General features: G+C 41.4%; 11 protein-coding genes, 2 riboswitches and 1 other annotated feature. All 11 genes read left to right on the forward strand.

Annotated elements, in window-relative coordinates; all coding sequences use genetic code 11:
* Positions 1–300: aldehyde ferredoxin oxidoreductase C-terminal domain-containing protein (locus BUB05_RS17675; RefSeq protein ID WP_217683727.1), on the forward strand; the 300-nt coding region annotated here is incomplete at its 5' end.
* Positions 301–474: 174 nt separating this feature from the next.
* On the forward strand, positions 475–1,149 hold the full coding sequence (locus BUB05_RS17680) for a hypothetical protein (RefSeq protein ID WP_073051033.1): 675 nt from the start codon (positions 475–477) through the stop codon (positions 1,147–1,149).
* Positions 1,150–1,157: 8 nt separating this feature from the next.
* Complete coding sequence (locus tag BUB05_RS17685) at positions 1,158–2,462, forward strand: sigma-54 interaction domain-containing protein (protein ID WP_094763065.1); 1,305 nt, start codon at positions 1,158–1,160, stop codon at positions 2,460–2,462.
* 339 nt (positions 2,463–2,801) lie between these two features.
* Positions 2,802–3,038 (forward strand) — a binding site (T-box leader).
* A 79-nt stretch (positions 3,039–3,117) separates the two neighbouring features.
* Positions 3,118–4,299 carry a tryptophan synthase subunit beta gene (gene trpB / locus BUB05_RS17690; RefSeq protein WP_073051035.1) on the forward strand — a complete coding sequence of 394 codons (1,182 nt, stop codon included), beginning with the start codon at positions 3,118–3,120 and terminating at the stop codon, positions 4,297–4,299.
* 121 nt (positions 4,300–4,420) lie between these two features.
* A riboswitch (THF riboswitch) is annotated at positions 4,421–4,512 on the forward strand.
* Between the two features lie 49 nt (positions 4,513–4,561).
* The gene (locus tag BUB05_RS17695; protein ID WP_175548595.1) at positions 4,562–5,353 is read left to right on the forward strand and encodes a folate family ECF transporter S component; all 792 of its coding nucleotides are present in this window, start codon (positions 4,562–4,564) and stop codon (positions 5,351–5,353) included.
* Positions 5,337–7,013, forward strand: coding sequence for a formate--tetrahydrofolate ligase (locus BUB05_RS17700; RefSeq protein ID WP_073051037.1), 1,677 nt, complete (start codon positions 5,337–5,339; stop codon positions 7,011–7,013). Before BUB05_RS17695 ends, BUB05_RS17700 begins: the two co-directional genes overlap by 17 nt.
* Positions 7,014–7,200: 187 nt before the next feature.
* Positions 7,201–7,830: a cyclodeaminase/cyclohydrolase family protein gene (locus BUB05_RS17705; RefSeq protein ID WP_073051039.1), complete on the forward strand. Its 630-nt coding sequence runs from the start codon at positions 7,201–7,203 to the stop codon at positions 7,828–7,830.
* An 11-nt stretch (positions 7,831–7,841) separates the two neighbouring features.
* Positions 7,842–8,831, forward strand: coding sequence for a hypothetical protein (locus BUB05_RS17710; protein ID WP_073051041.1), 990 nt, complete (start codon positions 7,842–7,844; stop codon positions 8,829–8,831).
* Positions 8,832–9,090: 259 nt separating this feature from the next.
* Positions 9,091–9,945, forward strand: coding sequence for a bifunctional 5,10-methylenetetrahydrofolate dehydrogenase/5,10-methenyltetrahydrofolate cyclohydrolase (locus tag BUB05_RS17715; protein WP_073051043.1), 855 nt, complete (start codon positions 9,091–9,093; stop codon positions 9,943–9,945).
* 254 nt (positions 9,946–10,199) lie between these two features.
* Complete coding sequence (panB, locus tag BUB05_RS17720; RefSeq protein ID WP_073051045.1) at positions 10,200–11,072, forward strand: 3-methyl-2-oxobutanoate hydroxymethyltransferase; 873 nt, start codon at positions 10,200–10,202, stop codon at positions 11,070–11,072.
* Positions 11,073–11,171: 99 nt separating this feature from the next.
* Positions 11,172–11,263: riboswitch (THF riboswitch) on the forward strand.
* A gap of 188 nt (positions 11,264–11,451) precedes the next feature.
* A partial coding sequence (locus BUB05_RS17725; protein WP_139258076.1) for a formate--tetrahydrofolate ligase occupies positions 11,452–11,843 on the forward strand: 392 nt, incomplete at its 3' end.

Here is an 11,843-nt window from a genome sequence, read left to right on the forward strand (position 1 = left end):
ATAAACGACAAAACCCCTTACAGGACCATGGGACCTGTAACCCCCGAGGAATACGAATCAAGGGCTGAAAGATACGACAAGCAGCTGAAGGAGACGGTGGGATACGACCCAACAGGAAAGACAGTTGAAGAAAAGATAGCGGCAATGAGGGCATACAGGGAAGACCAGTACGAGAAGCTTACTGATGCAGTCTACAAAAGACGTGGCTGGACAGAGAACGGAGTGCCCACTCCGGAGAAGCTAAAGGCGATAGGCATGGACTTTCCGGAACTTCTTGATGTTGTGGAGAAGCATAAATAACTATTAGTGAATTTAAGAAAAAAGCAATAAATAGCCCAAAATGAACATTGGGCTGTTTTAATCTAACTAGAGCTGGAAATCGTATAACCATTGAAATGATTAGGATTTTAGGTATAATATTATTATGTGTAGAAAAAGAGATTGATATAAATAATGAATGGAAAGGAGTAAAATATGGATATAATAATCAATGATAATTGGCGGTTCAATCTTGATGAAGATATGCTTGTTAAAGTCTTAAAGCTTAGAAATGATAATATGATTGAAAATGTTATGAAGGTTGCAAGGGAGGCCTCCAGGCACGTAAAGGCCAAGTATATTTTTTCCGAGTGTGCAATAGAAGAAACGGGTGAAGACTATGTAAAACTTGGCGGAATAGAATTTAAGAGCAGGATATTGGCTAATAAGCTCAAGGACTGTGATATGGTTTTTCCTTATTTTGCAACTTGTGGACTCGAGGTGACGGAGCATACTAAAACCTTGGAGGATGTTTTTGACAAGTATGTATCTGAAAAGGTTGAATACCTTGCGTTGACTCAAATAAGAGAAAAAATGAGGGACAAGATCAAGGATGATTACAATGTTCATGGAATATCACATATAAATCCGGGTTCAATTCAGGGTTGGAGCACTGTGGAAGTGAACAAGGTATTTGAACTTTTAGGTGGGAAACCTTTAGAACTTGGAATTAGCGTTCTTTCATCCGGTATGATAAATCCTGTAAGAAGTGTTTCCGGTTTCATGTTTTTAAGTGAAGATGAATTCCATAACTGCATTCTTTGCAGAAAGCAGGATTGTCCAAATCGAAAGGCCGAATTTAATGAAGAAGAATATATAAATTCATTGTAGGTGAAGTTATGGACATTAAGGCGATACTCAGGCAGAATAGGGATTTTTTCAATAGTTTTAATAGAGGTCTTCTGCTAACGGAACTGGATGGAAGAATTTTTTGGAAAAACAAGGAATTTGACAACTATATGGAAATCGCTTATATGATTTCCGAAAACATATCCAAACTGAAGGAGGGTTTGGGAACCTTCGAATATGAAGGTGGCAGATTCGAGATAAACAAGGTACCAATATTATTTTCAGATGAAAAGTATTTACTTTTTATATTGGATGTGTCTGAGATTGTCGATGCAAGAAGTGGACATGATTCATATATGAGAAGTTCCGGTGGCAAATATACGTTTGACAATCTGATAGGCAGGAGCGAAGTGATGCAAAAGCTTGTTGAAGATGCTAAAAAGGTTGCCATGACAGATTCAAATATAATAATTCATGGAGAAACCGGCTCCGGAAAGGAAATCATAGCCCAGAGCATACATTATGAAAGTTCAAGGAGAAAAGGAAAGTTTATAGCCGTAAACTGTTCAGCAGTACCTGAAAATTTGATGGAAAGCATTTTTTTTGGTTCGGTGAAGGGAGTTTTTTCAGGAGCTGAAAACAAAAAAGGACTTTTTGAGATTGCCTCGGGAGGAACCATATTTTTAGATGAAATCAATTCCATGCCGATGAATCTCCAGGCAAAGCTGTTGAGGGTTATTCAGGAAGGAACTGTAAGAAGGATTGGAGGCACGGAAGAAGTAAAGATTGATTCCAGAATAATCAGTGCTATGAACATGAATCCCTTTGATGAAGTTGATAAAGGGAAAGTAAGGAACGACCTTTTGTATAGACTTGGAGTAGTATTCATAAAAGTGCCTCCACTACGTGAAAGAATTGATGATATTGGACCCTTGGCTGAGTATTTTATAAAAATGAAATCAAGGAAGCTTGGCATTGGAGTGAAACCTGTGAACAAGATAGTGTATCAACTTTTTATGAATAATGACTGGGAAGGCAATGTAAGGCAATTGGAGCATGTAATTGAAAGTGCTGTCGTTATGGCAAGATACAGCAGTGAAATAAATGCTGAACATCTTCCTGCCTATTTCCTTAAAACCACAACCGCATCAAAAGGGTCAAAAAATGAGATTGAACTTGTACAGGACAGCCTCAAGCATGAGCTGGAGACTATTGAGAAGAACAGGATAATTTTCGATCTTGAGAATTCTGGTGGAAATATGACTGCTGCTGCAAAGACACTTGGCATATCCAGACAGAACCTGTACAAGAAAATGAAAAAGTATGATATTAAGGTGAGTGAGCAAAACAAATAGAAAAAGAAAGACTCGAATGTCAACGGATGACATAATGATCTTTGAGATTGTAACATAATCTTTGTAAAATCAGAGCACCATGAAAGTAAATGGTATTTGGTTAGGCTAGTTATACGTTAAAATGGACAGCTCGCTTTTTATTTGGTCTCAGAGTCTATATCTGTATATCCGCTTGACATAAATAAAGGGCTTTTATCAAGGCTTCATTCGTTGGGAATATTGCTTTCCTTTAGTAACTAAAAATTTACATTTAATAAATAAAAAGACAATCATTTCTTGAGAATAACGAAAATCACACCTTGACATATACCCGTATATTCGGGTATAATCTGAATTAACAACAAAGCGTTGAGTAAGAGTAGTAGGCTGTTTGAACACTCAAAGAGAGCCGGCGGAGGTGTGAATCCGGCAGTTGGATAACAGTTGAATGGACTTATGAGCGGCATTTGAAGACTAGTAGGATGACCCGGGATTCTCCCGTTACAGAGATAGGATATCGGAACAAGTTCCCGTATCTGAAAGAGATAATCTTTTATAAGATTGAAAGAGGTGGCACCGCGATAACACGCCCTCTATCCATATGGATAGAGGGTTTTTTGATGTTAAGGCCCTCGCTCTCCGCTTTTAAAATAATTTAAATATCTGGAGGAAGAAAATGGAAAGAAAAGAGTATTTTGGACAATTCGGAGGCATGTTCGTGCCGGAACAGCTTAATGCAGTATTGGAAGAGGTTGCAGAGAACTTTTACAAGTATATTGACGATCCGGAGTTCAAGGAAGAGCTCATGTACTACCACAGGCAATATACCGGAAGGCCAAATCCTCTGTATTTTGCAGAGAAGCTGACCAACAAGATTGGCGGAGCAAAGATATATCTAAAGAGGGAAGACCTGAACCATACCGGAGCCCACAAGATTAACAACACCATAGGACAGGTTCTGTTGGCCAAGAGAATGGGAAAGAAAAGAATAATAGCCGAGACCGGAGCAGGACAGCACGGTGTTGCAACTGCAACCGTATGCGCAATGTTCGGTATGGAATGCATTATATATATGGGAGAGATAGATACGGAGAGACAGGCTCTTAATGTATTCAGGATGAAGCTTCTGGGAGCAGAGGTGGTGCCTGTAACCTTCGGAACAAGAACGCTCAAGGATGCAGTAGATGCGGCGCTGATGGACTTTGTGGAAAATGCAGAAAACACTTACTATCTCCTCGGATCCGCAGTCGGTCCTCATCCATATCCAATAATGGTAAGAGAGTTCCAGAGTATTATAGGAATAGAGGCAAGGGAGCAGATATTGGAGCAGGAAGGAAGACTTCCCGATTATGTTGTTGCATGTGTAGGAGGAGGATCCAATGCAATAGGACTTTTTCATCCTTTTGTTGAGGATAAAGATGTCAAGATAGTAGGAGTGGAGCCTGCCGGTAGAGGTCTTGATACTCTCGATCATGCCGCATCAATAAGTCTGGGGTCGCCTGGCGTTATCCACGGATTCAAGTGCATGACGCTTCAGGACGAGCAGGGAGAACCGCTGCCGGTTTATTCCATAGCTGCAGGTCTTGACTATCCTGGAGTAGGGCCGGAGCACTCATACTATTACGAGACGGGAAGAGGAGAATACACATCCGTTACAGACAAGGAAGCCCTTGATGCATTTGTTGAGCTTTCAAGAGTTGAGGGAATCATACCCGCACTGGAAAGTTCCCATGCTGTTGCACATGTAATGAAAATAGCCAAGGAATTAGACGGTGACAAGATAATTGTCGTTAACCTTTCAGGCCGTGGGGACAAGGACGTTGAGCAAGTGAAGAAAATATTGGGTGATAGCCTGTAAAGGACGAGAATAATCAAAAATTAATAAATTTTTCGACGTTTAATAGTATGGTATATGGTATAATCGAGGTGTAAATCATCTCGGTTATTTTTTCTTAAGGAATAAGCGGATGAAAAATATAAACAGAGTAGATGAAATGCGTCAAGTGTCAAAGGATGGGATGTTGCCTTTGAACGAAGGGGAGACCCGCGTTGTTTTATCGCTTCCGCTGTTGCAATTTAATTGTATTGGTGGAAGCATTGCTCAAAAAGGAGGAAACAAAATGAGTAATGCTTTTATGAGGAAAGACAAAAAAAGCAGAATGAAAACGAACACAATGGTAAAGGTTGGGCTGATGATAGCCCTGAGCGTGGTGCTTAAGCTGGTACTTGAAGTATATGTACCTCTTGCGGGACTTCCTGCATTGAGGATAAACTTTACATCGGTGCCGATAATGCTGAGCGGAATAATTTGTGGACCGCTGGCAGGACTTTTAACAGGAGCGCTGTCGGATCTGATTTGCTTCGTTGTGAAGCCCGGAGGAGCATTTTTCCCTGGATTCACACTGTCAAGTGCATTGGTGGGATTCATACCGGGACTTATCTATAAGTATATGAAGAAGGACATGAATTACAATATTCTTAACACTGTATTCATAGTGCTTATAGCAGCTGGGTTCGCAGGGGTCTTCATATCGAGAGGAGTTGTAACTTTTGCTGAAGGAGCGATACTGTACAATGGAGAACAGATTAGCTGGATATTCCCAGTGCTTTTCGCGGTACTTACAGCAGCTTTTATCTACATACCAATAAAGACAAGCGCAAATGTAGAAGGAATAAGGATGGACAAGATACTCTTTACAGTAAGCGTAACACAGCTTGTAACATCCATGATACTCAATACATATTTTCTGTCGGTACTGTTTGGAAAAGGATTTTTGGTATTCCTGCCGGGCAGGATATTTTCAAACTACGTACTGATACCGTTGTTCTCAATGTTCACGGCAATACTCCTGAAGAGTGTTGCATCATATGAAAAATCAAAAGTGGAGGTAAGAAATGTCATTCAAGAGTGATATTGAAATTGCACAAGAAGCAAAAATGCAGGATATAAGGGAGATAGCGAAGAAGCTGGGATTTACTGAAGACGATATCGACCTTTATGGAAAATACAAGGCAAAGGTGGACTACAACGTACTTAAGAAGTCGGAAAGCAAGGAAGCGAAGATGATCCTTGTAACTGCAATCAACCCTACTCCTGCAGGAGAAGGAAAGACAACTACTACAATAGGTACTGCAGACGCACTTTCAAGACTTGGAAAGAATACAATAGTGGCACTCAGGGAACCATCACTGGGACCTGTCTTCGGAGTGAAGGGAGGAGCAGCAGGCGGCGGATACGCACAGGTTGTTCCAATGGAGGACATCAACCTTCACTTCACGGGAGACCTTCATGCAATAGGCGCTGCAAACAACCTTTTGGCAGCAATGCTTGACAACCACATCCATCAGGGAAATGCACTTGACGTAGACGTAAGAAGAATCGTCTGGAGAAGGGCTGTAGACATGAACGACAGACAGCTCAGGAAAATCACAAACGGACTTGGTGGAAAAGGAAACGGAGTACCAAGGGAAGATGGATTCGACATCACCGTTGCCAGCGAGGTAATGGCTGCATTCTGTCTTTCATCTGACATAGTTGACCTTAAGGACAAGCTTGCCAAGATAATCGTGGCATACAACAGAAAGGGAGAGCCTGTGACTGCAGGACAGATAAACGCACAGGGAGCCATGGCAGCACTTCTGAAGGACGCCTTGAAGCCGAACCTTGTACAGACGCTTGAAGGAACACCAGCCTTCATCCACGGTGGACCATTCGCAAACATAGCACACGGATGCAACTCACTAATGGCTACGAAGATGGCAAGACACTTTGCAGACTACGTAGTTACGGAAGCAGGATTCGGAGCAGACCTTGGAGCGGAGAAATTCCTCGACATCAAGTGCAGACAGGCAGGATTCAAGCCCGATGCTGTAATCATAGTAGCAACTGTAAGAGCCCTTAAGCACAACGGAGGAGTAGCGAAGGCAGACCTCAACAATGAGAATCTTGAAGCCCTTGAAGCCGGACTTCCAAACCTTCTCAAGCATGTTGAAAATATAACGCAGGTATTCGGACTTCCTGCAGTGGTGGCAATCAACAAATTCCCATTTGACACCGAGGCTGAACTTGCCCTTGTTGAAGAAAAATGCAAGGAGCTTGGAGTAAATGTGGCACTTTCAGATGTATGGGCAAAAGGCGGCGAAGGTGGAGAAGACTTGGCCAGGGAAGTAATCAGACTTATCGACGAAAATGAGACGGAGTTCAAATATACTTACGAAGACAGCATGAGCATCAAGGAAAAGATTGAAGCAATAGCGACAAAGATCTATGGAGCAGACGGAGTGGATTATACTGGAAAGGTTGAAAAGGAGATAGCAAACCTTGAGAAGCTTGGATTCGGCAACCTTCCAATTTGCATGGCGAAGACCCAGTATTCCCTTACTGACGATCCCAAGAAGCTTGGAAGACCGACAGGATTTAAAATTACTGCAAGCGACATTACAATATCTGCAGGAGCAGGCTTCATAGTAGTGTCCACAGGAGATATCATGAAGATGCCTGGACTTCCAAAGGTACCGTCGGCAGAGAAAATCGACGTTGACGAAAACGGAGTGATCTCAGGATTATTCTAATATGGCACCAATTAATTGATTAAATAAATCTTAGATACAATATGTCGGGCTGAAGGTCAGCCCGACAGGTTGTATTCTTGACAAAAATACAAGAGGGACGGACTTTTTGTATTTTTGACAGGATGATTGAGACGAAAGTCTTTTTTATTTTTTAAATCTAATGTTAATATTTTAACAGGAGGAGAATATGAAATTAACTGATAGAACGTGCAGGGAGTTTGCAGACCTGTTGGCATCAAAGGAAGCAGTACCGGGAGGCGGCGGTGCGGCAGCCCTTGTGGGAGCACTTGGAGTTGCACTGAACAGCATGGTGGCAAACTTTTCAATAGGAAAAAAGAAATTCAAGGATGTTGAAGAAAAGCACAGAGACATACTCGACAGAGGATACGCACTTAAGGATGAGTTGATTGAGCTTATAGACAGGGATGCTGAAAACTTCCTTCCGCTGTCAAAGGCTTATGGAATAAAGGCAACGACCGATGAAGAAAAAGCGGAGAAGGAGAAGGTGCTTCAGGAGGCCCTTAAGGTTGCATGCTCCGCACCTGTTAAGATGGTTGAATGCATCTACGAGTCAATACTTCTGCATGAAGAGCTTGTTGATATATCTTCAAAGCTTATAATCAGCGATGTGGGAGTGGGAGTTCAGTGCCTGAAGGCTGCTTTATACAGTGCGCAGCTCAATGTAGTAATAAATGTGAATTCCATCAAGGATGAAGAATATACAAGTGAAGTAAGGGAAAAGACGGAAGCAATGGTTGACAAGGGATCAAAAATTGCAGACGAAGTATATAGTAAAGTAATTGAAATAATGGGTTAGGAGATAATAGTTTGAATTATAAGGTTTCAATAATTAGCTTTGGCATTTTTTCAGCCTTAGCTGTAAAGCTGGCATTGTTCAGTACAGCCATGGCTTTTCGCTGGGAACACTGGGGTGCTTCAATTTTAAAAACCATTGCGTTACTGTTTTTGGTTTATGAAGTTATTCATGAATGCAGAAAAAACTTAATACTGGAAAAAGACAAGATAAATGACATAGTATATGAAAGAAGCTACTATTCAGTAGTAACAGCCGTTTTAGCAGGGGCAATCATCACTTTCTTTATGAGTAATGAACTTAATCTTGGTCCGGTTGTTGCCTCAAGTGTAGTAGGTCTGGTAGGAGCTATGGCTTCAAAGAAGTATGAAATACCGATATACTGCGGATCTTTTGTAGGGATGTCAAGCGTTGTCATGTATGGAGATTATCAAAGTTTGCTTTTTTCAGCTATAATATCAGGTATTATATTCCTGATAGCAGGCAGTGTGTTTTCGGGATTCGGAGGGAAACTGGGTGTCATAGCCTTTGGCGGTACAATGGCATACTCGATCATTACAGGAAAGGCATATGTAGTGGAACCTTTCCCGACAGAGTCGATTAACAGTTTAATAGCGCTTTATATCATCATAGGTGCGGTAGCAGCATATATCATACACCATAGATCAAGACTAAGTGCAGTGGAGTCATCGGCAGTTACCGGATTGATTGGAGGCCTGTTGTTGCCAATGGTATACGGACAATCAGGGGAATTATTGGCAATAGTATTGTTTTGCGGGTCATTCATAGGAATGTCATCTAGAGACAGGCTTAACAGCTTAAGCCATGTAATTCTGTCCGGAGCCATGGCGGCCATGTTTTTTATATATACACAGAACATATTTATTGGCCTAGGAGGAAAACTTGGCGCAATAGCTTTTGTTTCCATTCTCTCTATAAATGGAGCGATTAAAATATATGATTCCCAAAAGAATAAGACGGGAGAAAAGTCTATGGTTGCATAGACTTTTTTCTTTTACAAAAAAGAAATTAATTCTTTAAATTTTGTTGATTTTTCAATATAATATTAATCGTAGAGCCTTAGGCTCTATTTTTTATAGTCAAAGAAATTCAAATATGCACAACTCCTTGAAGCGTTGGTGTTATGCGTTGAAGAAAATTTCTACGACCTCTTAATAACCGCTTTGGCCATATGAAGCGTGACACGGTTAACGCAGCGTAGCTGCTTTCTTGTGAAAAAATTGAATATGAATAGGAGACAAGATGGGAGAAATAATAAAAGGTAAACCTGTTGCCGATGCAATAACTGAATCGGTAATAAGAGAAGTGGAAGAAATAAAATCAAGGGGTATCAGTCCAAAGCTTGCAATAGTAAGGGTTGGGGCAGATCCCAGCGATCTTGCCTATGAAAGAGGCGCCATCAAGAGAATGGAAAAATGTGGAATAGATAAGGAAGTGATAGCGCTTCCTGTGGATATTTCACAGGATGAGTTTATAAAGGAACTGAAAAAAGTGAACGACGATGAAAACGTCCATGGGATACTGGTGTTCAGGCCTATGCCTGAACATCTTGATGAGGATATAATCAAATATGTAATATCGCCGGAAAAGGATGTTGATTGCTTTTCTCCTGTGAATGTAGCAAAGGTGACAGAAGGAGATGAAACAGGATTTCCTCCTGCAACACCAACTGCGGTAATGGAGATAATGAAGTTTTATGGTGTGGATCTAAAGGGAAAGCACGCGGTGGTCATTGGAAGATCTCTTGTGGTGGGCAAGCCTGTATCGATGCTCCTGCTCAAGGAACATGCAACAGTGACTATATGCCATTCAAGAACGCAGGATCTTCCAGGGATGTGCAGGACGGCAGATGTGCTTGTAGCTGCAGTCGGGAAGGCTAAACTCGTTGATGACACATATGTCAAGGAGGGAGCGGTAGTACTGGATGTAGGAATCAACATGGACGAGGACAACAATATGTGCGGAGATGTTGATTTTGACAAATGTATTGAAAAGGCGTCAATGATAACACCTGTTCCAGCCGGAGTGGGCTCCGTTACAACATCGGTGCTTGCCAAGCATGTTGTTAAGGCTTGCAGGATATTGAATGATATATAATGAAAAGGAAAGTTTGCTTGATCAATAAAATGAATAATTGGCGGCAGTTGCCATAAAAGAAATGAAAAACGGGAAGAAAGTCCATGAGTCAATGGATTTTCTTCCTGTTTTTCATATCGAAGAAAAGGTTTTCAAAAACTTGAAGAAAAAAATTCCAAAAACTCTTGCATTATTTTATTTCATGTGTTATTCTTAATGTACGATAATACAAAACGACGTACAACAATATGGAACGTAAATTGGAGGTTATGAAAATGGCAAGAAGAAAAAGTATTTTGGATCTTTACAAAATGAAAGAGCAGGGAGAGAAACTAAGCTGGATTACAGCATATGACTACCCCATGGCGTCATTTGCAGAGCAGGCAGGAATGGACATGATTCTGGTTGGCGATTCACTTGGAATGGTAGTAATGGGCTACAACGGTACGGTTCCCGTAACCATGGATGATTGTATTTCACACTGCCAGTCAGTTAGAAGAGGCGCACCAAACACAATGATAGTTGGAGACATGCCTTTTGGAGCATACCAGACATCTGATGAAGATGCTGTAAGAAACGCTGTTAGGTTCCTGAAGGAAGCTGACATGGATGCAATCAAACTTGAAGGTGGAGTAAGAATAGCAAGCAGAATCAGAGCAATCACAGATGCGGGAATTGTTGTTTGCGGACACATTGGTCTTACACCTCAAAGCTCGGGAGCACTTGGCGGATTCAAGGCTCAAGGAAGAAAGATTCCCGGAGCAAAGGCGATGATCGAAGATGCATTGGCAGTACAGGAAGCTGGAGCAAGAATGATTCTTCTTGAGGCTATGCCACCGGAGTTGACAGCATTCATCACTGAACTTCTTGATATCCCTGTTTACTCAATCGGAGCTGGAGAGCCATGCGACGGACAGCTGATAATATGTGGAGACATGCTGGGAATGTTCCAGGCATTCACACCAAAATTCGTTAAGAAATATGCCAATGTCGCAGAAGTAATAATTAATGCAATGAAGGAATATGTGACTGACGTCAAGGAATCAAAATTCCCTGAAGACAAGCATGTATACCATATCCAGGACAGTCTTGAAGATTTTGAGAAACTCTTTGACGAATATAGAAAAGACAGCATGATAAAACTTTAGATGATTAGCTCCTAACTAATTATATTGACTGACCGGTGGAAGGGGAGCTTCCCCTTCCGCTTAGTCAAAAAATAATTACAGGGACATAAACAAAATATAAACAGAGTAGGTAAAATGCGTCAAGTGTCAAAGGATGGGAGGTTGCCTTTGAACGAAGGGAAGACCCGCGTTGTTTTATCGCTTCCGCTGTTGCAATTAACAAACTGATTGTATAAGTGGAAGCATTGCTCATAAGGAGGAAACAATGAGTAATGCTTTTATTTAATTAATAAAGAAAGAAAAGCGGAATTGAAACATATGCTGAGGTTATTTTCAATGTTCACGGCGATATTGCTGAAGAGCATTGGAACATATGAAAAATCAAAAATGGAGGTAAGAAATGTCATTCAAGAGTGATATAGAAATAGCACAGGAAGCAAAAATGCAGGATATAAGAGAGATAGCACAAAAGGTGGGATTCACGGAAGAGGATATCGACCTTTACGGAAGATTCAAGGCAAAGGTGGACTACAACGTACTTAAGAAGTCGGAAAGCAAGGAAGCGAAGATGATCCTTGTAACTGCAATCAACCCTACTCCGGCAGGAGAAGGAAAGACAACTACTACAATAGGTACTGCAGACGCACTTTCAAGACTTGGTAAGAACACCATAGTGGCACTGAGGGAGCCATCCCTTGGACCTGTCTTCGGAGTAAAGGGAGGAGCAGCAGGAGGCGGATACGCTCAGGTTGTACCAATGGAGGACATCAACCTTCACTTCACGGGAGACCT

Source organism: Dethiosulfatibacter aminovorans DSM 17477 (assembly GCF_900142005.1).
GTDB classification, from domain to species: Bacteria; Bacillota; Clostridia; order Tissierellales; family Dethiosulfatibacteraceae; genus Dethiosulfatibacter; species Dethiosulfatibacter aminovorans.